Annotated in this window: 27 protein-coding genes; 19 read left to right on the top strand and 8 right to left on the bottom strand. The window is 31.6% G+C overall.

The annotated features are described in order from the left end of the window. Nucleotides 1–289 precede the first annotated feature (289 nt). Nucleotides 290–628, top strand: coding sequence for a hypothetical protein (locus ACEW8E_RS03575; RefSeq protein ID WP_373478958.1), 339 nt, complete (start codon nucleotides 290–292; stop codon nucleotides 626–628). Nucleotides 629–709: 81 nt separating this feature from the next. On the opposite strand, the gene rpiA is transcribed toward ACEW8E_RS03575, so the two are convergent. The 4 genes from rpiA to ACEW8E_RS03555 form a co-directional block, all read right to left on the bottom strand. Then, nucleotides 710–1420, bottom strand: a complete 711-nt coding sequence (gene rpiA / locus ACEW8E_RS03570) for a ribose-5-phosphate isomerase RpiA (RefSeq protein WP_373478966.1) — start codon at nucleotides 1418–1420, stop codon at nucleotides 710–712. A 72-nt stretch (nucleotides 1421–1492) separates the two neighbouring features. Continuing rightward, complete coding sequence (locus tag ACEW8E_RS03565) at nucleotides 1493–2380, bottom strand: universal stress protein (protein ID WP_373478957.1); 888 nt, start codon at nucleotides 2378–2380, stop codon at nucleotides 1493–1495. 88 nt (nucleotides 2381–2468) lie between these two features. Next, nucleotides 2469–3065: a precorrin-6Y C5,15-methyltransferase subunit CbiT gene (cbiT, locus tag ACEW8E_RS03560; protein WP_373478956.1), complete on the bottom strand. Its 597-nt coding sequence runs from the start codon at nucleotides 3063–3065 to the stop codon at nucleotides 2469–2471. 14 nt (nucleotides 3066–3079) lie between these two features. After that, entirely contained in the window at nucleotides 3080–3409 is a 330-nt protein-coding gene (locus ACEW8E_RS03555) for a hypothetical protein (protein ID WP_373478955.1), read from the bottom strand. A gap of 171 nt (nucleotides 3410–3580) precedes the next feature. On the opposite strand from ACEW8E_RS03555, the gene ACEW8E_RS03550 reads away from it, so the two are divergent. The 4 genes from ACEW8E_RS03550 (at nucleotide 3581) to ACEW8E_RS03535 (ending at nucleotide 7697) form a co-directional block, all read left to right on the top strand. Further along, a complete protein-coding gene (locus ACEW8E_RS03550; RefSeq protein ID WP_373478954.1) occupies nucleotides 3581–4567 on the top strand; it encodes a glycosyltransferase in 987 nt (328 codons plus the stop codon). 150 nt (nucleotides 4568–4717) lie between these two features. Continuing rightward, complete coding sequence (locus tag ACEW8E_RS03545; protein WP_373478953.1) at nucleotides 4718–5545, top strand: NAD-dependent epimerase/dehydratase family protein; 828 nt, start codon at nucleotides 4718–4720, stop codon at nucleotides 5543–5545. A gap of 194 nt (nucleotides 5546–5739) precedes the next feature. After that, nucleotides 5740–6849 carry a DegT/DnrJ/EryC1/StrS family aminotransferase gene (locus ACEW8E_RS03540; protein WP_373478952.1) on the top strand — a complete coding sequence of 370 codons (1110 nt, stop codon included), beginning with the start codon at nucleotides 5740–5742 and terminating at the stop codon, nucleotides 6847–6849. A 5-nt stretch (nucleotides 6850–6854) separates the two neighbouring features. After that, nucleotides 6855–7697: a hypothetical protein gene (locus ACEW8E_RS03535; protein ID WP_373478951.1), complete on the top strand. Its 843-nt coding sequence runs from the start codon at nucleotides 6855–6857 to the stop codon at nucleotides 7695–7697. On the opposite strand, the gene ACEW8E_RS03530 is transcribed toward ACEW8E_RS03535, so the two are convergent. Together ACEW8E_RS03530 and ACEW8E_RS03525 are read right to left on the bottom strand one after the other, a co-directional pair. After that, entirely contained in the window at nucleotides 7694–8320 is a 627-nt protein-coding gene (locus ACEW8E_RS03530; protein ID WP_373478950.1) for a DapH/DapD/GlmU-related protein, read from the bottom strand. The genes ACEW8E_RS03535 and ACEW8E_RS03530 overlap by 4 nt on opposite strands. 9 nt (nucleotides 8321–8329) lie before the next feature. Beyond that, nucleotides 8330–9469 (bottom strand): DegT/DnrJ/EryC1/StrS family aminotransferase, encoded by a 1140-nt coding sequence (locus ACEW8E_RS03525; protein WP_373478949.1) that lies wholly within the window; start codon nucleotides 9467–9469, stop codon nucleotides 8330–8332. Between the two features lie 90 nt (nucleotides 9470–9559). Between ACEW8E_RS03525 and ACEW8E_RS03520 the strand changes: the two genes are divergently transcribed. From ACEW8E_RS03520 to ACEW8E_RS03500, 5 genes are all read left to right on the top strand, one after another. Then, nucleotides 9560–10039 carry an acyltransferase gene (locus tag ACEW8E_RS03520; protein ID WP_373478948.1) on the top strand — a complete coding sequence of 160 codons (480 nt, stop codon included), beginning with the start codon at nucleotides 9560–9562 and terminating at the stop codon, nucleotides 10037–10039. After that, nucleotides 10036–11067 carry a Gfo/Idh/MocA family protein gene (locus ACEW8E_RS03515; RefSeq protein ID WP_373478947.1) on the top strand — a complete coding sequence of 344 codons (1032 nt, stop codon included), beginning with the start codon at nucleotides 10036–10038 and terminating at the stop codon, nucleotides 11065–11067. Before ACEW8E_RS03520 ends, ACEW8E_RS03515 begins: the two co-directional genes overlap by 4 nt. Further along, the gene (locus tag ACEW8E_RS03510) at nucleotides 11064–12032 is read left to right on the top strand and encodes an NAD-dependent epimerase/dehydratase family protein (protein WP_373478946.1); all 969 of its coding nucleotides are present in this window, start codon (nucleotides 11064–11066) and stop codon (nucleotides 12030–12032) included. Before ACEW8E_RS03515 ends, ACEW8E_RS03510 begins: the two co-directional genes overlap by 4 nt. Before the next feature lie 55 nt (nucleotides 12033–12087). Continuing rightward, nucleotides 12088–12810 (top strand): hypothetical protein, encoded by a 723-nt coding sequence (locus ACEW8E_RS03505; RefSeq protein WP_373478945.1) that lies wholly within the window; start codon nucleotides 12088–12090, stop codon nucleotides 12808–12810. A gap of 70 nt (nucleotides 12811–12880) precedes the next feature. Next, nucleotides 12881–14317, top strand: coding sequence for a lipopolysaccharide biosynthesis protein (locus ACEW8E_RS03500; protein WP_373478944.1), 1437 nt, complete (start codon nucleotides 12881–12883; stop codon nucleotides 14315–14317). Between the two features lie 103 nt (nucleotides 14318–14420). Here ACEW8E_RS03500 and smpB read toward each other — a convergent pair whose 3' ends face one another. Then, complete coding sequence (smpB, locus tag ACEW8E_RS03495) at nucleotides 14421–14885, bottom strand: SsrA-binding protein SmpB (RefSeq protein ID WP_373478943.1); 465 nt, start codon at nucleotides 14883–14885, stop codon at nucleotides 14421–14423. Nucleotides 14886–15018: 133 nt separating this feature from the next. Between smpB and ACEW8E_RS03490 the strand changes: the two genes are divergently transcribed. The 8 genes from ACEW8E_RS03490 (at nucleotide 15019) to ACEW8E_RS03455 (ending at nucleotide 21562) form a co-directional block, all read left to right on the top strand. Continuing rightward, the gene (locus ACEW8E_RS03490; protein ID WP_373478942.1) at nucleotides 15019–15387 is read left to right on the top strand and encodes a 2Fe-2S iron-sulfur cluster-binding protein; all 369 of its coding nucleotides are present in this window, start codon (nucleotides 15019–15021) and stop codon (nucleotides 15385–15387) included. Between the two features lie 63 nt (nucleotides 15388–15450). Beyond that, a complete protein-coding gene (locus ACEW8E_RS03485) occupies nucleotides 15451–15972 on the top strand; it encodes a thermonuclease family protein (RefSeq protein WP_373478941.1) in 522 nt (173 codons plus the stop codon). An 18-nt stretch (nucleotides 15973–15990) separates the two neighbouring features. Then, entirely contained in the window at nucleotides 15991–16821 is an 831-nt protein-coding gene (locus ACEW8E_RS03480) for an inositol monophosphatase family protein (RefSeq protein ID WP_373478940.1), read from the top strand. A gap of 106 nt (nucleotides 16822–16927) precedes the next feature. Beyond that, complete coding sequence (locus ACEW8E_RS03475) at nucleotides 16928–17962, top strand: DnaJ domain-containing protein (protein WP_373478939.1); 1035 nt, start codon at nucleotides 16928–16930, stop codon at nucleotides 17960–17962. A gap of 133 nt (nucleotides 17963–18095) precedes the next feature. Continuing rightward, nucleotides 18096–19172, top strand: a complete 1077-nt coding sequence (gene pstS, locus ACEW8E_RS03470) for a phosphate ABC transporter substrate-binding protein PstS (protein ID WP_373478938.1) — start codon at nucleotides 18096–18098, stop codon at nucleotides 19170–19172. A 394-nt stretch (nucleotides 19173–19566) separates the two neighbouring features. Further along, a complete protein-coding gene (locus tag ACEW8E_RS03465) occupies nucleotides 19567–20700 on the top strand; it encodes a response regulator (protein WP_373478937.1) in 1134 nt (377 codons plus the stop codon). Between the two features lie 14 nt (nucleotides 20701–20714). Beyond that, nucleotides 20715–21077: a PleD family two-component system response regulator gene (locus tag ACEW8E_RS03460; RefSeq protein ID WP_373478936.1), complete on the top strand. Its 363-nt coding sequence runs from the start codon at nucleotides 20715–20717 to the stop codon at nucleotides 21075–21077. A gap of 53 nt (nucleotides 21078–21130) precedes the next feature. Beyond that, nucleotides 21131–21562, top strand: coding sequence for a chemotaxis protein CheW (locus ACEW8E_RS03455; protein ID WP_373478935.1), 432 nt, complete (start codon nucleotides 21131–21133; stop codon nucleotides 21560–21562). Between the two features lie 77 nt (nucleotides 21563–21639). On the opposite strand, the gene ACEW8E_RS03450 is transcribed toward ACEW8E_RS03455, so the two are convergent. Further along, on the bottom strand, nucleotides 21640–22266 hold the full coding sequence (locus tag ACEW8E_RS03450) for a GNAT family N-acetyltransferase (protein WP_373478934.1): 627 nt from the start codon (nucleotides 22264–22266) through the stop codon (nucleotides 21640–21642). A 93-nt stretch (nucleotides 22267–22359) separates the two neighbouring features. On the opposite strand from ACEW8E_RS03450, the gene ACEW8E_RS03445 reads away from it, so the two are divergent. Beyond that, on the top strand, nucleotides 22360–24903 hold the full coding sequence (locus ACEW8E_RS03445; RefSeq protein ID WP_373478933.1) for a methyl-accepting chemotaxis protein: 2544 nt from the start codon (nucleotides 22360–22362) through the stop codon (nucleotides 24901–24903). The last annotated feature ends 86 nt before the right edge of the window (nucleotides 24904–24989 follow it).

Here is a 24989-nt window from a genome sequence, read left to right as displayed (position 1 = left end):
CGTTAAAAATTAACTGGTGATGCTAGGGCAAAGGGCAAGGGGCAAAGGACAAAGGGATTAAAATTGACTCAAACTATACTAAAATTGATTTTTTGACTTTTGTTTATTAAGTATTTTTGATCTGATGCAAGATCTCAGTTTAACCAATGATAGTTGATGAAATCTAAAATGTCAGTATTTAAGGAATGATCGCTATGAGAGTATAATAATCATAAATTCTGAAAAAAAATTATCAGTTTAATCAGATTGATATTATACAAAGACTTATAAAATTTTAGGAGAAGAAACCATGAGTGATAACTGGGAAAATCAACAACAAAACGAAGAAATTAATCAATCAGAGGCAGCATCTGCCCTTAGACTAGCTGAAAAATACCCTTTGATGCTGGGCAAACGTCCTATAGAACCTAATCACTTACAAATTGTAAATACTTTTTCTTCTGTAGGTAGCTTACGTCCTGTAACTAAAAGTGGACTAGATATAAAAGGCATGATGACCGTTTCAGGTTCTCGTCCTATTACAGCTAGTCATCTTAAAATTAGTGAAGAATTTAAAGTTATGGGTAATCGCCCTGTAGCTTCAAATAACATTGATGATAATCTTCTTTTAATGGGTTATCTCGACTAAAAATAATCAAAAAATCAAATCTTTTAGTCAACTGTAGGGGTTGAAGAATACTCAACCCGTAATTTTAAGTTAAATCTTGGCTTAAAATTCTCTAACCGAAGGCTTACCGTCAATAATTTCTCCCACCAGAATAACGTCTGCTACCCCAACAAATAAACCGTTTTCTAATACCCCCGGAAGATTATTAATAGTTGATTCTAGTTGTGCTGGATTTTCGATGTGATCAAATTTGACATCTATAACTAGATTACCTTGATCCGTTACGACTGGACCTGCTTTTCTGATACCCATTCTTAATTCAGGTTTTCCTCCCAAATCTTGTAATTGACGAGTGACTGGAGTTACTGCCATCGGGATTACTTCAACAGGTAATAAGAAAGTTGAACCTAATTTATCTACTAATTTACCGCCATCAACCACCACAATAAACACATCAGCTAAACTATCAACCACTTTTTCACGGGTATGGGCAGCACCACCGCCTTTGATTAAGTTTTTTTGAGGATCCACTTCATCTGCACCATCAATAGCTACATCAATGTGATCAACCCCATCAAGAGTTGTTAAAGGAATACCGTATTTTTTTGCTAAAACTTCCGCTTGAAAAGAAGTAGGAATACCAACAATATTAGTTAATTCTCCAGAAGCTAATCTTTCGCCAATATATTGGATTGCATAGGCAGTAGTTGAACCTGTACCTAAACCAACCACTGAATTAGATTTTACTCGGTTAGCCGCAGCTTTTCCGACTTCCTGTTTCATTACAATTACGGGATCTATAGTCATATTTATATTTCTGTTTAATAATCATCAATCATTATCTGTGATTAGAGATCATTAATCAATTCAAAATAATATCCCACTTTATTTTTTCTCAGATTTTTTAAAAGGAAAGAAAACCACTGGAAACCAACTACGATGTAATACTTCTTGAGTAAAACTTTTTACAGTCCAATCTAATAAGGTATCTTGATCATCCGCAATGGCGATCGCAGTAATATCGCTATTTAAAGCAGTATTAAGGGTTTCTTGAAGAGGATTCCCCGTTGTCACAATAACTTCTATTTCTAAACCTAAAGATTCTAACTCTTTTTTTACCACCTCTGATTTTTTTTGTGCATCTTTAATGGAGTTTTCAATAATTAAATCAGAACGAGAAACATCACTAATTACCACAAGAAATAAATATTTGTGTTTAACTTCACTAGGTTTTTCTTTAGCATAATATTTAATTTGTTCAATCAAATAACGAGCATTATCAACGTCATAACAAGGAATTAACCAATAATCATTCAGTTTGCTACAACGAAGTTTAATTTCTTCTGAAGTATAAACAGAAATAAGTTGAGGACGTAAAATCATAACGGGAATTTTAATCTTTTTCCCTAACTCTGTAGTAGTTGAACCGAAAATCTGTTCTTCTAAAGAACTACGCAAAGATGATCCTGTAATTATAAAATCAGGATTATATTTTTTAGCAACTTTTAAAATATTATCGGTTACATTTCCTGAAGTTACTTCTATATTTATTTTAAGATCATCTCCTGAATAAACCAATTTTGAAAATAATTTTTCTTTGACTAATTCAATTTCTTCTGTATTAACTCGTGGTACTTGCCCCTCTTCCCATAAAGCAACACTATGTAAAAAAGTAATTTCTTTCAACCCACTATGACTCAAAGATTCCCCATAAGAAACTAATCTTTGTAAACCGTCGGTTAAATCAGTACAAATTAAACAACGCTGAAACATAACTTTTTTTCTCTCTAATTTTTTTTTATATTAACCTTATTTAACCGTAACATTCCAAAGAAAAAAGTAGTTGATTACTTGTATTTTTCTATGGTTCAATTTTTTCGCCACTTAAAATAAAAACTGGTGCAATAGCAGCAAATACCTGACTTAATCCCCTAGTTTCCAAACGATTAATAGCCGATTGAACTACCTCAACATTACGAGCTTGTAAATTAGATAAACCCTCAGAAATTTGATAAAGATTTTCTAAATTAGTTGCCATAGACACCACTCGCCCTTCCGAGGGTAAAAAATCCCAAACTTCCATTAAAATGTCTTTAACGCATTTACCACCACCAATAAATACTCGATCTGGTTTTGGGTTTAAAGTCTCAAAACAATCGGGGGCGTTACCTTCGACTACTTTTATATTTTCAATGCCAAAAAGTGTACAATTTTCTCTGATTAAATTAGCCACATCAGGATCTCTTTCTAGGGCAATAACAGTAGTTTTAGGGCAAATTAGAGCAATTTCGATGGAAACAGTACCTGTACCTGCACCTATATCCCAAATAACGGATTTTTCTTTTAATCTTAAAGCCGATAAAATTAAAAGCCTGACTTCTTTTTTTGTCAAAGGAATACCGGGTAAACGTTCAAAAAGTTCATCAGGAATACCCGGAGTTTTGTATTGCCAAATCATATAGTTAAATCCAGTTAATTATGTTTACTTAAATTTTTACTCCAAAGGCGGGAAATCAAAATTAAACAAATTAAAAAATAAGTAGTTGTGATTATCCCATTAAAATACAACAACCGAAAAGATAATAAATCTGATGTAATATTACCACCAAGAGATAGAGTACTATAAGCGATTATCCAAGCCATACCCAATCGCAGAGAAATACGGCTAGTTTTTTTTTGCTCTTGATCAAGATTTTGAGAAAAATATCTCAAGTTAATTAAAGACCAAATTGGTCCTAATAAAGGCATGAGATAGAGAGATAATTGGAATTTATCGAGATTTTGTTGTCTATCTTGAGGCATACCATCAGAAAAAATATCGGTAAAACTTCAGTTTATCAGTTACACTCTCAAAAAAGGCAGATTTTGTTATTTATCCTTACATTAAATTAACTGAGGTTACCCAAAGGAAAATATTTGACATTGAAAACTTTTTTGCCAGATTAAAACAATTAACAAAATATAAATCAAAATATGAGATGTTACGTTGCCTTGTTTGATAGTAATTACTTGACTCGTGGATTAGTAATGTATAGGTCTTTATTACGAAATGAAAAGAACTTTCATCTTTGGGTTATTTGTTTTGATAACTTAATGTATGAAATTTTAACAAAAATGAATCTGGAAAAAGTGACTTTAGTTCTTCTAAATGAAATTGAGGATGAAAGACTTTTAGCATTCAAATCCAGTCGCCCTAGAATAGAATACTTTTTTACTTGCGCACCTGCTTCTATTTTATACATTTTTAACAATTTTCCAGAGGTTGAAACTGTTACTTATTTAGATGCTGATTTAATGTTTTTTTCGCCCCTTGAACCTATTTTTAAAGAAAATTCAAACGCCTCAATTTTGTTAACCGAACATCGTTTTTTATCATGGTTTCATGAACCAGAGCAGAAATATGGTCGCTTTAATGTACAGTTTATGATGTTTCGTCGTAATGATTCAGGGTTAACCGCTCTTAATTGGTGGTTTGAAAAGTGTCTTGAGTTACGTTATGAGTCAGAAGAAGATAATTATGGAGATCAAAAGTGTCTTGATGATTGGCAACAACGTTTTGATGGAGTTCATGTAGTGCAAAGTTTAGGGGCTGGATTAGCTCCTTGGAATGTTTCGCAATATTCCCTAGAACAACAAGAAGATCAAATTTTTGTCGAAACAGAAGCACTAATTTTTTATCATTATTCAGGTTTCAGAATTTATGGTGATAAATGGGCTTACTTAACTCCATATTGTCCTCTTAGAATTAGCAAAAATATCAAAAACTTTATTTATAAGCCCTATTTTAAAGAAATAAAAAAAGCCTATCAAGACATTAAAAAAATAGATAACAACTTTGACAAAGGAATTGACAATCTTTTTTTCCCTCTAAAATCTTCAGACAATTGGCTCTACCGATTCATGTTATTTTTAAAAGAGATATATAAAGGAAGGTATTATTTATACTCAATAAGAGAATAATTTGAGCTTTGAAATAGGGTGCTTATACAAGGGACAAAAGCCACAATAATTAACTTAAAATTATTTAGAATTGATCCTTATGTTCCTGATGACAAGTTTTTTCTAGTTTATCTAATAAGTATTAATATTCTAAGTCAAGTTCTTATTCTTATGGAAATCAACCAATTTTATCAAAGTAAAAAAATAGTTATTACTGGTGGTTTAGGCTTTATTGGTAGTAATCTTGCTATTCGTTTAGTAAAATTAGGTGCTGATGTTACTTTAGTAGATTCTATGATTCCTGATTACGGGGGGAATTTGTTTAATATCGAACCCATCAAAGATCAAGTAAAAATCAACTTTTCTGATGTAAGAGAGCCTTATAGTCTGGAATACTTAATCAAAAATCAAGATTATCTATTTAATTTAGCAGGTCAAGTAAGCCATATTGATAGTATGAACGATCCCCTAACGGATCTTGATATTAATACAAAAGCTCAGGTATTTATCTTAGAAGCCTGTCGCAAATTTAATCCAACTATTAGGGTAATTTTTGCTAGTACTCGCCAACTTTACGGAAAACCTCAATATTTACCTGTAGATGAACGTCATCCGTTATATCCCACCGATGTTAATGGCATTAATAATATGGCGGGTGAATGGTATCATACTCTTTACCATAATATCTATGATCTGAATACTGTTTCTTTACGTCTCACTAATACTTATGGACCTAGACAACTTCTAAAACACGATCAACAAGGTTTTATTGGGGTGTTTGTCAGAGGAATTATTCAAGGTGAGAAAATTAGAATTTTTGGTGATGGGCAACAAATTCGAGATATGAATTATGTAGATGATGTGGTAGAGGCTTTATTAAGGGCAGGTGCTAAACAAGAATGTTTCGGACAAGTCTATAATTTAGGTGGTTCAGAACCAATTAATTTGTTAAATTTAGTCAAATTATTGATCGAGTTGAATGGTAGTGGTGAATATTAAGTAATACCTTTTCCTCCAGAAAAAAAACGCATTGATATAGGAGATTATTACGGTGATTATCACAAATTTTGGCAAATGACGGGTTGGCAACCAGAAATATCTCTTCGTGAAGGTTTTGCAAAAATGTTGGCTTATTACAAAGAAAATTTATCTTTGTATTTAAGCTAGATGTAAAAATATTTATGAGCTAAAAAATGCAAATTCCTTTTGGTAATTTAAAAAGACAATATCAAAATCTTAAAAAATCTATTGATACTGCTACTCAAAATGTTTATGATAGTGGTTGGTTTATTTTAGGTAAAAAAGTTCAAGAATTTGAAACTAATTTTGCTAATTATTGTGGAGCTAATTTTGCGACCGCAGTGGTTTCTGGTACTGAAGCATTACATTTATCTTTAATTGCTTGTGGAATAAATACAGGAGATGAAGTCATTACGGTATCTAATACCTGTGTACCCACTTTATCGGCGGTGACTTTTGCAGGAGGCTGTCCTATTTTTGTTGATATTAATGAATATACTTACACTATTGATCCTAGTTTAATTGAAAGCAGAATTACTGACAAAACTAAGGCTATTATTCCTGTTCATTTATATGGTCAATGTGCTGATATGAAACCAATTCTTGACATTGCACAGAAACATAATTTATTTGTCATAGAAGATTGCGCTCAAGCAGTAGGAGCAAAATATCAAGATAAAATGGCAGGTACAATGGGTAATGTGGGAGCTTTTAGTTTTTATCCCAGTAAAAATCTAGGTGCTTTTGGTGATGGTGGTTTAATTTTAACCAATGACTCGAAATTAGCCGAAACCGTAGCAAAGTTGCGTAATTATGGTCAAGAAAAGCGTTATTATCACAGTATAAAGGGTTTTAATAGTCGTTTAGATGAACTTCAAGCCGCTATTCTCAATGTTAAGTTACCTTTACTTAATAGTTGGAATGAAAAAAGAAGAGCGATCGCCAAACGTTATACAGAAGTTTTTTCACCTTTAGGTATAATTTGTCCCACAGAAGCATTAAATTGTTATCATAACTATCATTTATATGTGATCAGAGTTAAAAACCCCTCACGATTTCAAGAATTATTAAAAGAAAAAGGAATAGACACCATTATTCATTATCCAATTCCCGTACATTTACAAGAATCTTATGTGGAATGTCGTCATCAAAGTTCTTATTTACCAATTACAGAAAAATTAGCCCAAGAAATCGTCAGTTTACCTTTATATCCTGAACTCACAGAGCTAGAAATTGAGTATATTATCAAAACAGTTACTGATATTTATCCACAATTAAGTTAAACAAGATGAAAAGTATTTTGGAAGATTTGACTCCTCCTTTTCTTTGGCGTACTGCAAAACGAATAGTTAGCATTTTAGAAAAACCAGAATGGCAATATATTCCAGAAGGTTGGGAAGCACAAAAAAAAGACTCGAATATCAAAGGATGGAATGTAGAATCAGTTTTAGAAGCTTATCAAAAAACATGGGCTGGGTTTGTGGAAAATATTGAGGGAACTTTACCTTTAGCAATTTCTCCTGAATGGTATTCTCGTAAACGAGATAATTTAATTTTTCACAATATGATCATGACTTATGGTTATGTGTTAAGTTTTTCTAGTAGAAATAAATCATCTATTTCCATGTTAGATTGGGGAGGAGGCATAGGTCATTATTATCTATTCAGTAAAAAATTATGTCCTGATTTACAAATAAATTATCACTGTAAAGATTTACCAATTTTAGCGAAATATGGTCAAACTTTATTTCCAGAAGCCCATTTTTATAGTGATGAAAGTTGTTTAAATCAAAAGTATGATTTCATTCTCGCTAGTGGTTCTCTACATTTTTCAGAAGATTGGCAATCAACCCTAAAAGCATTAGCGGAAGTAACACAAGAGCATTTATTCATTACTCGACTACCGATAGTTTATCAAGTTTCTTCCTATGCTATGATTCAACGTGCTTATAAATATGGCTATGATACTGAATATTTAGGTTGGTGTCTGAATAAAGATGAATTTATTAGATGTGCCACTAATTGTGGATTAAAATTAATTCAAGAATTTTATAACGGTGAAAACCCTGATATTCTCAATGCTCCAGAATCTTGTCAATATATGGGTTTTTTATTCAAAAAAATCGTTTAATCTAAACTACTTTCTGTAATCTTACGAATCACTTTAGCTGGATTTCCTGCGACAATTGTCATCTCAGGAACATCTTTTGTTACGACAGAACCTGCACCAACTATTGATCCTTTTCCAATGGTAACTCCTTTGAGAATTAATGAATGAGCCCCAATCCAAACACCATCACAAATAGTTACTGGAGCATTCCCAACATTTTTTAGATCTGGAAATACATGGATACCTTTTGAACTTGTAATAGAATCTTGAAAACGTTGTTTTGGGGAAATAGGATGACTATCACTATCCATAATCAAAACATTATCAGCAATAATACATCCTTTGCCAATGTATATTTTTACAGCGCAAAAAATTATTGCTTTCATAATTAGAGTATAATCATCAATAACTAATTTACCTGTTGGATCAACCTCTAAAAGACCTCCTAGATGTACTCCATAACCTAATCTCAGAGATTCTGGATTATTTGCGAAATTTTTAACTTCTGCATTTCGAGAAAATGAACATCTTTCTCCTTTGACTAAACAAAAATTATAACTTCTAATGGAAGGATATTCTTTTTCAAATATATCGATAACTTTGTTAATTAAAGGAAATATTAGTTTTTTGATTAATGATTTCATTTCTATTTCTTAGAGCAATAATAATAAAGCATCACAAATATAATTAATTTCTAACTGCGATAAAGTGGGATGAATGGGTAGCTGAAAGTTATGGGCGATCGCATATTCTGTATTTGGTAGGGGGGGAATTATGGCAATGTTTGTTTTTTGGTAACAAGGTTCTAAATGAGCCGCCATAACCCCTCGTCGAGTAGGAATTCCTTGAGAATGTAAGGCCGTCATCACTTCTAACGGTGTAATTTTTGCATGAGAAGATAAGGATACCATATAAGATTGCCAATTACCGAGACAATTTTTTGGTTCTTGGGGTAACACTAATTGAAAACAATCATTCAGTCGCTTTTGATAAAGTTCAGCAACCTGACGGCGCAAACGTAACATTTCCGATAATCTTCCCATCTGTACCACAGCGATGGCCGCTTGAATATCAGTAAGTCTAGTATTGTAACCAATTACAGGATAAGATTCTACTACTGGTTTATCGGCATGATGACGTTGAAAATCGTTTAAATCCATGCCTTGATGACGTAATAAACGAAGTTTGTCAGCTAACTTTCGATCATTGGTAAGAATCATTCCTCCCTCCCCACAAGTTACTAATTTACGAGCATGGAGGCTAAATATAGCAACTTCAGTATCTTTCCCTACAGGGCGATATTTATATTGACTACCAATAGCACAAGCGGCATCTTGAAGAACGTGTAAATTATGACAAGTAGCTAAATCGTTAATGGCATCAATATCACAAGGCATACCTAATTGATCTACTGGAATAATAGCACGAGTTCGAGGAGTAATTAAACGGGCAACATGATTAACATCTAAATTATGGGTTTGAAGATCAATATCGCAAAAAACGGGAGTAGCACCTACATGACGCACCACATTTGCAGTAGCAATAAAAGAGTAAGAAGGAACAATTACCTCATCTCCTTCTCCAATTCCCCAAGCCTGAAGTACTAAAAAAGCACCAGCAGTCCAAGATGAAACACCAACAGCGTAACGAGTCCCAACAACTTGAGCAAATAATTCTTCTAATTCTTTTAATCTAGGGCCTCCCACAATCCAACCACTAGAAATTGTTTTGGTGGCGGCTTCTTCTTCTTCCCTAAATAAATAGGGTTTGCTAAAACTAATTTGAGAAGACATTATTTAATGACTATTTTGACAATTTAATTATAAATATTACTTAATTAATTGTATAATTATTTGATTGATCATTAGTTCAAAAAAACTAAAATGCCCATAGCCGAAAATGTACAACTTGGTGAAAACGTTACAATTTTCCATCCTCAATTAGTTAATCTTTATGGCTGTAAGATTGGTAGTAATACTAAAATTGGTACTTTTGTGGAAGTTCAGAAAAACGTTACTATCGGAGAAAGGGCAAAAATATCTTCCCATTCTTTTATTTGTGAAGGTGTTATCCTTGAGGATGAAGTGATGATTGGTCATGGGGTAATGTTTACAAATGATTTATACCCTAGTGCTACAAATTCTGATGGTAGTTTAAAAACAGATCACGATTGGGAAACCCTCCCTACTTTAGTTAAACGTCGTGCCTCCATTGGTAGTAACGCTACGATTTTACCAAAAATTACCATTGGGGAAAATGCTTTAGTAGGGGCAGGAGCAGTTGTTACTCAAGATGTTCCCGATTATGCGATCGTAGCAGGTGTTCCAGCAAAGATTATTGGTGATATACGAGAGCGTAAATGAGTTTAATTAATGTAGGTGTTATTGGCTATGGTTATTGGGGACCGAATTTAGTCAGAAATTTTATCGCATTATCTGATACAGAAGTTCTCGCTGTCAGTGATTGTCGCATTGAATGTTTAAATCAAGTTTTAGCTCATTACCCTTATATTTCAGTAACAACTAAGTTTGAAGACTTACTGCAAAATTCCAAAATTGATGCCATTGTCATCGCCACACCAGCTTCAACTCACTTCTCCCTAGCTTTAGCAGCATTACAAGCGGGTAAACACGTCTTAGTCTCAAAACCCCTTGCTTCCTCCTCACATCAGGCTTTTCAATTGATAGAAGAAGCTGATCGCCGAAATCTTGTTTTGATGGTAGATCATACTTTTATTTACAGTGGTGCTGTATGTAAAATTCGAGAATTGATCAACAATAAAAAACTAGGTAATATTCACTATTATGATTCAGTTAGGATTAATCTAGGATTATTTCAACCAGATGTTAATGTCATTTGGGATTTAGCAGTTCATGATTTAGCAATCATAAATTATGTTTTACCATATCAACCTGTAGCTGTTTCTTTATTAGGTATGAGTCATACTTCTTCTTCCCATGAAAATATTGCTTATTTAACTTTGCTATTCGATACAAACTTAATCGCTCATATTCACGTTAATTGGTTAGCACCAATGAAAATTCGGCGTACCCTGATTTGTGGCGATGAAAAAATGATCGTTTATGATGATTTAGAAACTAGCTCAAAAGTCAAAATTTATGATCAAGGGATTATCTTAACAAATAAGACAGACAACACAGATAAAATGGTAGTAGATTATCGACGGGGAGATGTATTTTCACCAAAATTAGATCTTACCGAACCTTTATATTTAGAAATACAACACTTTATTGATTGTATCAAAAATAATAAAATGCCGATAACTAATGCTAAAACTGGATTACAAGTCATTTCCATACTAGAAGGGGCTAACCAATCTATTCGAGAAGAAGGTAAACTAATCAAACTTAAAGAATCAAAGATGGGATGAAAAATCAACGAGTTTTAATTACTGGAGGAGCTGGTTTAGTCGGTTCTCATATTGCTGATTTGTTAGTAAAAGAGGAAGTCGCAGAAATAATTATTTTAGATGACTTTACCCGTGGGCGAAAAGAAAACATAGCTCATGCTCTGGCTTATGGAAATATTACTGTAGTTGATGGAGATATTCGAGATCTAAAATTATTATCGAAAGTAATGTCAGGAATTGACTTCGTTTTTCACCAAGCCGCTATTCGTATTACTCAATGTGCCCAAGAACCACGTCTGGCATTAGAAGTTTTAGTGGATGGAACATTTAATGTCTTGGAAACTGCGGTAAAAACAGGTGTAAAAAAAGTGATCGCGGCTTCGTCAGCTTCTGTGTATGGAATGGCTGATCAATTTCCTACCTCAGAACAACATCATCCTTACAATAACGAAACTCTTTACGGTACAGCTAAAACATTTAATGAAGGATTACTCAAAAGTTTTTATCAAATGTATGATCTCGACTATATCGCTTTACGTTATTTTAATATATACGGTCCTCGTATGGACATATATGGTGTTTATACTGAAGTTCTCATTCGTTGGATGGAACGCATTGCTAGAGGTGAACCACCGTTAATTTTGGGAGATGGAAAACAAACTATGGATTTTGTCTATATTGAAGATATTGCTAGAGCAAATATTTTAGCCGCTCAATCTCTTGTTACAGATGAGGTTTTTAATATAGCTAGTGGTATAGAAATCAGTCTCAATGATCTAGCTCAAACTTTATTAACAGTAATGGGATCAACTTTAACACCAGAATATGCTCCTCCAAGAAAGATAAATTCTGTTCAACGTCGTCTTGCTGATACCACAAAAGCAAAAGAAATTTTAAATTTTAAAGCATCTATATCTCTTGAAGAAGGATTAAATTATCTTGTTAAATGGTGGCAAAAAGAACGACTCTTGACAATTAATAATTAACTATTGTTTGTTACCTTTCTTTCGTAAACATAAAAGTAATTTTGCCTGATAACTTATGAATGATTATTTTCTCACTATTGATGTTGACTGGGCGGCGGATTGGATGATTGATTATGTAGCCGATCGCCTTATTGAAAAAAATGTTAAAGCTACATGGTTTATTACCCATGATTCCCCTATACTCAATAAACTAAAAGCACATTCAGAATTATTTGAACTTGGCATACATCCAAATTGCTTACCAGAAAGCACTCAAGGGAATACTGAGGATGAAGTACTACAATTTATGAAGAAATTAGTACCTTCTGCTACTACCATGAGAACTCATGCCCTTTATCAACATACACGTTTTTTAAGAAAAGCCGCCTTAGAGTATGATATTTCTCTTGATACTTCATTATTGTTACCACGAGTGCCAAATTTATCACCTTTTTGTCTAAAGTGGAAAGAAGCAAACCTATGGCGCATTCCTTACTTTTTAGAAGATGATATGGAAATGTTTGAAGAAAACCCGATCTGGAGTTGGTGTGATTTAAGGATTCATGTACCGGGGGTAAAAATTTTTGACTTTCATCCTGCTTATATCGCTTTAAATAATGTTAATTTTGATGTCTATGAGAATTTAAAACCTTTAAAACCTTTACCTCAATGGACAATTGATTTTGTCACTCCTTATATTAGAGAAGGTATTGGTCCTAAAACTTTATTTCTGGAGATGGTACATTATTTAGCTGAAAATGGCGGAGGAAAATGGATGAAGGAGATTCTCATTAAATAATTATAGCTAGTCTAAAAATAGAAAATAATTTTATATAATTCCTAGTTGAGTGGCGTAGTTTAAATTAATTATGAATCTGCGGGAAAAAACGATTCAAGGTGTATTTTGGTCTGCTATTCAAAATTGGGGTAGTCAAGGAATCTCTTTGGTTATTTTTCTGATTCTAGCTCGTTTATTAGCCCCACAGGCTTGGGGATTAATTGCTATGGCTAATCTTATCATTGATTTTCTGCAACTTTTCTTAAGTGAGAACTTTCGACAAACATTGATTCAAAAACAAACAATTAACGTAAAGGAAATTAATACAGTTTTTTGGACGCAAATTTTTCTTGGTTTTCTGTTTACTTTTATTATTTTCATTTCGGCGGGAATAATAGCCACTTTTTTTCGACAGCCACAGTTAAAACTAATTTTACAAATTTTTTCTTTTCTTTTTATAATTAGTGCTTTTAGCCAAACTCAAATAGCTTTATTACATCGTGAATTTGCTTTTAAAACTTTAGCATTGAGAAGTTTATTGGCAATTATTCTCTCTGGAATAGTGGGAATTATCTGTGCTTTCACCAATTATGGGCTATGGAGTCTTGTGGCACAACAACTAACCTATGAAATAGTAGCATTAATAGTGTTATGGAAATCTAGTGACTGGCAACCACAATGGCAATTCTCTTTTAACTATTTATGTAAAATATTATCTTTTAGTAGTAAAGTTTTAGGTTATGAATTAATCGATTTTTTCAATCAACGCACAGATCAATTATTAATCGGTTATTTTTTAGGAGAAGTTGCTTTAGGTTCTTATGCGATCGCTCATCGTATATTACAAGTCATGACTCAATTATTAATCGGTAGTTTAAATAATGTAACATTTTCAATATTTTCTCATTTACAAGAAGATAAAGAGAGCTTTATTAATGCTTTTTATCGTGCAACTCAATTCACTTGCTTAATGGCTTTACCAGCTTTTTGTGCCACCATAATATTAAGCGAAGAATTAATTATTACTTTATTTACTGAAAAATGGTTAAATGCAATTCCTATTCTTAAAATACTTGGTTTTACAGGAATTTTAAGAAGTATTAGTTTTGTTCAAGCTACAGCTTTAGTGGCTATGGGTAAGCCTTCTTATCAATTAAAAATTAGCTTAATTAATACCATTTTAAATATCATGTTGTGTGTAATTGCTTTGCATTGGGGTGTTATGGCTGTTGCTTTAGCCTATGTAATCAGTGATTATCTAGTTTTTCCTCTGTCTCAATGGTTATTAAGGAAATTAATTTCATTTTCATGGAAAGAGTATTTATGGCAATTTATTCCTTCACTTATTTGTACAGTAATTATGGCATTGATGATCTTACTTTGTAAAAATATATTACTTGATGACTTTAACTATCAAATAATATTAGTTATATCTTCTGTAGTCGGTGTTGTAACTTATAGTTTAGGATTATTAATTTTATTTCCTCTATTATCGTCTTCTTTATTAAAGATGGTAAAAGAGCTTTAGTACTTACGCACATACTCTAAGCATAAAACTATAGACATCTCACTAACGACATAAATAGTCTTAAAATTTTTTCAAAATAATTGATCTGCTTAACGTTAGTAAATTAAAACCTTTTTATCGCTCTAGCCATTTCCCTTTGATCTTCCCGACGTTTAACGGTTTCTCGTTTATCATGAAGTTTTTTACCCTTGCCGACTCCTAAACTCACTTTGATCCATTCACCCTTAAGATACATTTTTAGGGGAATTAAAGTAAAGCCTTTTTGTTCTAATAAACCGATTAACTTATTAATTTCCTTTTTATGTAACAATAACTTCCGATTGCGACGAGGTTCATGATTAAAATATTGTCCACAGGTTTCAAAAGGAGAAATATGTACATTACTTAACCACGCTTCTCCATGACGAATTAAAGCATAACCATCTCTTAAATTAACTCTACCCATACGAATGGATTTAACTTCTGTGCCTGTTAATTCTAATCCAGCCTCATAGGTTTCTAAAATTTCGTATAAATATCTAGCTTGACGATTATCACTAATAATTTTTACGGAGGGTTTTTCTGTCATAAGAGGGTATAAGTTAATTCACAATTGTTCTATGTTAACAATTTTACTAAAACCTTAGCAATTCCATTAATAACTGTGTGTGTGAACTTAAACCTTTTATAATGAGAATAAAACTTAGAATTATTAATTAATAATGATTAAAACCTATAAAGTCACTATTCATAATCGCCAAAAAAATACAACCGAAACCGTTATCGTACCTGAAAATGAATATATTTTAAAAACAGCAGAAACACAAGAAGTTGAGCCTCCTTTTTCTTGTCGTAATGGCGCTTGTACTTCCTGTGCCGTGAGAGTCATTCAAGGCGATATTTATCAGCCTGAAGCTATGGGTTTATCTCTAGATCTACAAAAAAAAGGTTATGCTTTACTATGTGTATCTTATCCTCGTTCAGATTTAGTGGTAGAAACTCAAGACGAAGACGAAGTTTATGAATTACAATTTGGGCGTTATTTCGGGAAAGGAAAAGTGCGCTTTGGTTTCCCCATAGAAGAAGATTAGTAATTAAATTATTTTATTAAAAATAGCTTAGGAAAAATTCAAAATTTTGGATGAAAGTTTTAAATGAATTATCCTCTTACTAATAAATTTTTTATTCTCCTTATTTCCCTATGTTTATTAATAGTTGGTTGTCAAAGTAATCCTGAAATAACAAGAGTTGAAGCAAACATAAGAAGAGTTATTAGCGCTCAAACCATCGAAGTAATTATTAATAACCAGACTTATCAATTTAGATTAATGGGTTTAAATACTCCTAATCGTCAACAACAACCTTGGGGAAAAGAAGCCAAAGAAGTTTTAGTCAATTTACTAACTTTAGAGGGTAAAAATTCTCTTAATTCCACTACTGTTATTTTAGAAACTAATTTAGAAACTAAAGATAAATTTAATCGTTTAAATGGTTATATTTGGTACAACAATCAATTAATTAATCAAAAATTACTCGAACAAGGCTATGGATTAGTTAATCTAACCTATACTGACGGGAAATATGATCAACAATTATTACAGGCACAAAGTTACGCTCGTATTATGGAGAAAGGAATTTGGAATCCCCAAAAACCTTTAAGAGAAATTAACTATTAGACTACGAAAAAAAATATAATGAGTAACCTACCAACAGAACAAATATCAAAACTTCTTGACATTGCTATTCTTGCCGCTAGAGCTGGAGGAGTAGTCTTAGATAGTTATTGGGGTAAACAACTTAAGATCAGAGAAAAAGGTAGAGCAGGAGATTTAATTACAGAAGTAGATCAAAAAGCCGAAGAAGAAATCTTAAAAGTTATTAAACGTCATTATCCAGATCATGCTATTCTAGCTGAAGAATCAGGAATTATGGGAACGCCTGATAATCAATATTTATGGGTAATTGATCCTCTTGATGGTACAACTAATTATGCTCATAGTTATCCTCAAGCGGCGCTTTCTGTGGGGTTAATCGTCTCAGGAATACCTACAGTTGGGGTAGTTTATAACCCCATGTTAAAGGAATTATGGAGCGCAGCCCAAGGATTAGGCGCTACTCTCAATAATATTCCCATTCAGGTTTCTACTACCGATAAATTAGGAAATAGTCTTTTAGTGACAGGTTTTGCTTATGATCGTAGAGAAACAGAGGATAATAATTATAGTGAGTTTTGCTATTTGACTCATTTAACTCAAGGAGTGAGACGAGGAGGTAGTGCCTCTCTTGATTTGTGTCATGTTGCAACAGGTCGTCTTGATGGTTATTGGGAAAGAGGTTTAAAGCCTTGGGATTTGTTAGGAGGCATTGTTATTCTGAAAGAAGCTGGAGGAAAAATATCTGCCTATGATGGTAGTGAATTTGATTTATATAGTGGTAGAATTTTAGCAACTAATGGTTACTTACACTCTGCTTTAAGTCAAGCTCTACTTAATACTCCTCATGGTGCTGATTTGTCTTTTAAATAAGAAGATGAATTTAATTATATATTTCATTATTAATGTTAATACGAAACACAACAGAAAACAGTAAATTTTTATTTTATTAATTGTTAATTGTTATAGGAGGGATTTGATGATTATTTCTGATTTAAAACATGGCTTATTCAAATATGAAGTTAAAGATTATTACGCTATTTTAGGAGTACCAATAGATGCTAGTGCGAAAGATATTCGATTACGGTATTTGAAAATTGCCTATCAACTTCACCCTGACACTAATCGAGCGCAAACACAAGAAGAAAAACAAAGGGCTAGTGATATTCTTTCAAAAGTAGTTAATGCCGCCTATGAAAATTTATATAAGGAGAAATTAAGAAAAGAATGTCAGTTAATTATGTCAGAAATTGGCCGAAGATTAGCTACTGATGCTTATAAAATTACAATAGGTAGTGAAAATGCAAAAAAACTATTACAGGAAGAAAAAAATACTGACAAAACTTATCATGAAATGATCGAAAAATTTGCTACCGAACAATACCAAGACTTAAATAAGTTACACATTAAAATAGGTTTAATGAGTGAGTTAAATATGGTTTATTTAATGTCTCAAAAAGGTAAAGAAATGAGTAAAATAATGGGGGTTTCTAGTCAGCCAAAAATAGTAGCTAGTGAACCTATAATCATAGAATCAACAGGAAATATTACAACTTCTGGCGTAAATATTGATAATCCTGTGGAAAATGAAACATCTAAGAAAGCGAGTGTTTCTCGGTTAGATAAATTAATTAGTAGTGCGAAACAACACGCAGAAGATGAGAATTATGAACAAGGTATTATGGATTTACGAGAAGCAGTGAAAATTGATTCTAATAGTAGTACTGTTCATGGATTATTGGGGTCTATGTATTTAAAACAAAACAATCTTATTTACGGACGTATTCATATCAATAAAGCGATGATGCTTAACGGTAATGATCCTATTGCAAAACAAGCACAACAAGAATTAAAAAACATCGAGAAAGAGAAAAAAGCAAAATCAGAAAGTGCGTCATCGGTAAAATCCACCACGAAAGAGAATAAAACCCCTAAATCTTCGGAGAAATCTAAAGATAAAGACGGTAAAGGCAAAAAAGAAGCACCTAAAATTTTTGGAATTCCTTTGTGGTAAATAAATAAATTTTTCTGAAAATTCTCAAAAAATAAAATCATTATTCATACATAATTAAACCTTTACCTAAATTTAAACTGCCTAAGATATGGTTTATTTAGAGATTTTTATTAATGAACATATTTAGGGTTTTATGGCTAAGGTATTTATTCGTAGTTTATGTAGTGTTATTTTATTAACAGGATTTTTAACAGGTTGTGAGAATAAATCTAATTCTACGGTTAATGCACCTAGTATTGATCCTAATCAAACCGTTATGATTAAAGGTTCAGGTGCAACATTTCCTGCACCGTTATATCAATTATGGATACAAAAATATGGGGAAGGAAAAGACAAGCAAAATATTAAAATAGCTTATGATTCAGTGGGTAGCGGTAAAGGAGTTAAAAACTTTTTAGCAGAAAATGGTGATTTTGGTGCTAGTGATGCACCTTTAAATGAGGAGGAAAAAAAACAATTCCCTGAAAATAGGGGAAAAGCAGTACAAATTCCCATGACAGGAGGTTTATTGGTTTTAGCTTATAATCTTTCAAATTATGAAGGATTAGACAATATTCGCCTTTCTCGTGAGAGTTATTGCGGTATTGCTACGGGTAAAATCACAAAATGGAATGATCCTCTCATTGTTGCTGATAATCCTAATGTTAAATTACCAGATATTCCTGTAATTTTCGTACATCGTTCTGACGGTAGTGGAACTACATTTATTTTTACTAACCATGTACAAAATGCCTGTAAGGATTGGAAATCAGGGGCGGCAAAAGAGGTAGAATGGCCTACGGGTATTGGTGCACAGGGTAACGAAGGAGTTAGTACTCAAATTCAACAAACAAATGGTGCTATCGGATACATTGAGTATTCTTACTCCAAAGACAAAAAATTAAAAACTGCAACTATTCAAAATAAAGCGGGTAATTTCATTAAACCTTCTCCAGAAAGTGCCGCTAAAGCTTTTGTGGGTGTCACTGTGCCAGAAGATTTTGCTTTAGTGATACCTGATCCTGAAACCGCCGATGCTTATCCTATTGTCGGTTTAACTTGGCTACTTTTATATAGTAATTATAGTGACCCGATTAAAGCAGAAGTAATGAAAAACTTTGTGCAATGGAGTTTAATTCAAGGGGATGAAAACGCCACAACTTTAGGTTATTTACCAATTCCTGATGAGTTACAAGAAAAGGTTATTAATTCTCTTAATAGTAGTTTATAGATTTTTTTTTGATAGTGAAAAGACTTCATTTTTTTTAAGATTAACAATGAATAATTAACAATTAACAATAAAAAATACTATTTTAATTAAAATATTGTTATTAACTTATATTTAAGTAAATTTACTTAACTAAAACAAAGCTGATAGTTTTATTTATCTAACATTATTCAGAATCTTTAACTCTAATATTTATTTTTAAAATTATGTGTTTTACAATACATTGTTTTTAAACAATAAACTAAGATTATGCTATGTTTAAAGAGAAAAATTATTTCCATTCGTTAATCTATTGATTAAGATAAGGTTAAGAAAAAGAAAATAGTAAAGATGATAAAAACGTATTCTAAATATTAATATTTTATTCATGTAAATTTTAAAGTAAATTAACCAATATATGATGATTACTACTATGGTAAAAAATGAGGTTACTAAATCAAAAAAAGAAACAGTAGCAATACCTTATCAAGTTTTACAAAGTTTACTTAATAAGAAAATATCAGGGAAATTAATTATTCAAAATCCCCAAGATGAATCAATAGAATGGGTTATTTATTTAGGAAAAGGTAAAATTCATTTTGCTACAACTACCCTAGGTAAAAGAGAGCGTTTAATTTATCTTTTATCTCAATGTTTTTCTGAACATAATTTTTACATTCCTCAAGAGTTACATGATGATTATCAATTTATCCATAACCAATGGGAAAATCATCGTTTAGATTCTCGAAAAGTAAGATCAATTTTGGCTTTTATGACTCAAGAAGCGATAATTCGTTGTCTAACTTTACCAAGGGCAAAAGTCAACTTTGAGAAAGTACTTGATTTAGATCCTTTAATCTTAAATACTGATATTAAATCTCTGATTAATCCTCTTAAAAAAGATCTTAATTCTTTTAGGCAAATACGAGAAGAAATTAGTTCGCCCTTCATCCGTTTACAAGAAAAAGACTGGGAATCTGTTAAAAATTATTTAGGGGATGATTTATCAAAAATCGAGCTATTAGAATCCTTAAAACCTTATATTAATGACAGTTGTACTTTATATGAAATAGCAGCTTATTCAAAAAAATCAATTTTAGAATTAGGATTATTTTTTCAACCTTTAATTGCGCTCAATTTCTTCAATGTTAAACCTTACCAAGAGATAATCATAGAAGAAAAGCCTGTAATTGCTTGTATAGATGATAGCCATACAATCCAACGTATTGTCAAAATGACTTTAAATACAGGAGGCTTTGAAGTTATAGGTATTACAGATCCAGCTAAGGCAATGTCAATGTTTGTCAGACAAAAGCCAGATTTAATTTTGATGGATATAAATATGCCAGATATTGATGGCTATAAATTAGCTTATATGATGCGTCAATCAGCTTTACTTAAAGATATTCCCATTCTCATGTTAACGGGTAGAGATGGAGTTATGGATCGAGTTAAGGCTAAAATGGTTGGGGCTGTCGGTTATATTTGTAAACCTTTTAATCCACGAGAATTAATGCAATGTGTTCAGGATCACGTTCAAATTACCAATTGAAGTATAAACTAAATATGAAAAAAATATTAGTCGTAGATGATTCTAAATCCCAACAAATGCTTGTTAATGGTTTATTACAAAATATCGGTGCAGAAATTTTTATAGCGAATAACGGTGAATCGGCTTTGGGGTGGTTGGGAAAAAATGGGCAACCAGATTTAATTTTAATGGATATTGTTATGCCAGATATGAGTGGTTTAGATGTTTGTCGTCATATTCGTAAAGAAATGAATTATAAAACTGTGCCGATTATTTTTGTTACCACTAAAGATGAAGATTTTGATAAATTTTGGGCTTTACGTCAAGGGGGAAATGGTTATATTACTAAACCTTATAGCCCCATTGATTTAATTAATACTGTAAAAAATTATCTTTAAAAATTTAAGGTTTTTAGTGTGAAAATATAAACTAAATTTTAGTAATTATCAAAATGGATTATTTTATTGTGGAATTATCTCAACAACAAAAAATAGCAATTCCCCTTAATGAAGTTAAAGAAGTTATGAGTATTAATTATACAGATATTTGTCCCATACCCGGAGTAAAAAACTCTTTATTAGGGATTATTAGTCAAAGGGGAAGTTTATTATGGTTATTAGATTTATCTCAACTTTTACATGATTTTCAATTATTAACAAATAAATTTCATTCTTTAACTATTCTTGTTACTAAAATAGAAGAAAATTATATTGGTTTAGTAGTTAAAAAGTTAGGAGAAATTAGGCAATGTTTAGAGATAAATGATTTAACTAATTTATCTGACTTAAATATTTCAGTTAATTATTATCAAGGAGTTATTCCCGATACAAAAAATTCTATTCCTATTCTTAATTTAACCAAGATTAAAGACTATCTTACATAAAAACTTTACTTTTAAAAAGGGAAATTTATTCTATGAAATTATGGCATGATTCAGGATAATAATAGTAAAAATAATTATTAAACTAAGTTAATTTTATCTGGTATATTTGTTAATAAAAAGTTAAGATTAGGATGAGCATATTGTTGATAAAACTGCTCATAAACACTAATAATTAAGGTTTTAACTAAATCACCTTCTATAAAACTTTCTTTATAGGAAGGATAAATCATTAAAATCATTTCGGGTGCTTCTTCATCGGATAATTTAGGTAGTAAATAACGAATATTTTTCATTGTTTTTGCCCCTAATCTTTGATAAAAATTTACTCGTCTTTGTTTAACATTTTTATTCTCTCCTAATATGGGATTTTCAACTTCTAATAATAAATATTTTTCCTGCTTTTTTAATTCTATGGCTAAATATTCCATAAACTCTTTACCAATACCTTTACCTCGATAATTTTCATCAGTAGCAACATAGGCTAATAAGGTAAAATTTGTATTTATTAAAGGGCATAATATAGCCATAAAAATAACTTTTGATTTTTCACAACCAGTGAATAATTGTAATTTATCACCAGAAATATTCGCTTTTAATGTTTCTATGGTTAGTTTTTCATTATCAGGAAAAGCATCTTGATAAATATTTATAGCTTGATTAAAATTATCGTTATTAAGATCTTTTATTTGACTATATTTAATCATTTTTTATATTTTAAACAGTTTATAAGTAATTAATTTTTGAAAAAATCAGTTAAAACTATTGATTATTAATCTTAACATTTAGGAGTAATTTCTATGAATCAATTAAAGGAAGAAACCATCAATTCTAATTTCTCCGACAATATTAAAACTTTACAAAATAATGTCGAAAAAAATCCCAGTGATTTAATGGCTAAATTAAATTTAGCTACCGCTTTAGAGCAAGAAAATCATTATGATGATGCCCTTAAAGTTTATCAAACTATTATAACAGAAGATAACGAAGGAGTTTTTGCAGGTACAGCCGAAAAAGCTATTGCTTCTATTCAAATTAAATATTTAAAAAATCAAGATAATAATGATATAAAAAATAACGATAAAGTTGCTAAAAAATCTTTAAGTATTAAGCAAAAAATTGTTGATTTACCTATTGCTTATAAACAATTTGTTGCTTTATTAATATCTAGTTTAATTTCTATTTTAGGGGTAGTTATTGCTGGTAGAATTATTACTATTATTTTAGGGCGATCGCAGTTAGAAAATCAAGCGGTAGCAGAGTTAGCAGTATCAGTAATTAATTATAATTCTCGCATCAATGAAATGGAGTCTGGATTTAGAGGACAAGCAGATAATAGTGCAATTATTGAAGCGGCAAAAACCTATCAAAAAACGGGAACTATTCCTGTTAATATAAAAGATAATGTAAGAAGAATTTTGCAAAATGAAACTAATGCAAGACAGATTGAATATGCAACTTTAATTGGATTAAATAGTAAGATAATAGTTAATGCAAATAAAGATAGATCAGGACAAATTTTTACTTTAAATAACTTAGTAACAGAAGTCTTAAAATTTCCCCGCCGTTTACAAACAAATGCGATTATTCCTTGGGCAGAAATTAGTGCAGAAAAACCTCCTTTACCTACAGGAATAGACAATCAAAATGTATTAATGAATATTAGTTTTACTCCTGTAATTGATCCTACATCGAAAGAAGTTATCGCAATTTTAATGGCAGGAGAAGTAATTAATAATAAAACCTTATTTTTACGGAAAACTATCGAAGCGGTAGGAGGAGGTTATAGTGCAATTTATATGTTTAATGAGGAAAATTTTCAGCCTGTTTCCTCTATTTTACAATCATTAGATAATGAGCCAAAAACTAATATATCTTTACCAGAATTAGACTTATTAAAACAAGCACAATTAGGCACAGGTGGAGATTTAGTAACGAGAATGAACATTGAAAACCAATGGCATACAGTAGCAGTAAAAGCCTTACCAAATTATCAAGGAGAAGAAATTGCTTTCGTAATTCGTGGCACACCAGAAATAGAGTTACAACAACTTTTAAATGACAGTTTAATCTATCAAATTTTAGTAGGTGCTTTAACTTTAATTATCGCTATTATTTTAGCAATTATTTTCGGTAGGGCATTAACTAAACCTATTAAAAAATTACAACAAACAGCACAAAAAATTGGCTCAGGTGATAGAAATGTAAGAGCAAAAATTACATCCAATGATGAAGTAGGGCAATTAGCACAAACTTTCAATGATATGGCAGAAAGAATTGAAAGCTACACCGAAGCAATTGAAGATATTGCACAACAGAGAGAAAAAGAAGCACAATTTCAAAAACAACAGCGAGAAAATCTGCAAAAAAATGTAATTAACCTCTTATTAGATATTGAAGAAGCTAGTAAAGGAAATTTAGGAATACAAGCAGAAGTAGTATCAGGTGAAGTCGGGTCAATTGCCGATGCTTTTAATGCTACAATGAGAGGTTTACAAGGATTAGTTAAACAAGTTATTATCTCAGCGAATCAAGTCCATGAAACAGCTTTAGCTAACGGGCAAAGTGTCAATCATCTTGCTCAAAATTCTAACAAACAAGACCAATCCATTCAAGTGGTAGGGGTATCCATTGAAGAAATTACTCAATCTATTGAGAAAGTAAGCGAATCGGCACAAAATGCTGCTCAAATTGCTCGAAAATCTCGATTAACCGCTCAAGAAGGAGAAAGTGTTATGGATGAAACTGTAAATAGTATTTATCAAATTCGCAATACTGTAGCCGATACCTCGAAAAAAGCTAAACGCCTAGCGGATTCTTCTCAAGAAATTTCTAAAATTGTGAGTATTATCTCGAATATTTCCGAAAAAACTAACTTACTCGCTTTTAATGCTTCCATAGAAGCCGCCCGCGCGGGGGAAAATGGGCAAGGTTTTCGAGTGGTAGCTGATGAAGTCCGAAGATTAGCAGAACAAGTTACATATTCAACTCAAGAAATTGAGCAATTCGTGATGAGTATTCAAGAGGAAACTAGCGATATGATGAAGATGATGGAGGAAAGTACAACTCAGGTGGTTACAGGTACTAAATTAGTTAAAAATACTAAGGAAACTCTCCAAAAACTAGCTCAAATCAGTAATGAAATTGATTTCTTATTACAATCTATCTCAGAAAGTACCGTTAATCAAAAGTTAATTTCTCAAAAAGTAAACGAAAAAATGCAAGAAGTTGCTGTTGTTACTAAAGAAACCGCCGATGAATCTAACTCTGTTTCAGAGTCTTTGCAGGAGTTGGTAAAAGTAGCAATAGAAATGCAACAATCTGCTTCTCGCTTCCAAGTTTAATTAAATAATGAATAATAAAAAATTTATCATAAAAATTAACCTATAGACATTCTCCAAAAAAATTTAACTTTTTGTTTTCTAATTAG

The organism is Geminocystis sp. (assembly GCF_041753295.1).
GTDB lineage: Bacteria > Cyanobacteriota > Cyanobacteriia > Cyanobacteriales > Cyanobacteriaceae > Geminocystis.
Note: the sequence above shows the minus strand (reverse complement) of the source record. Positions and strands in the feature narration are given on the sequence as shown.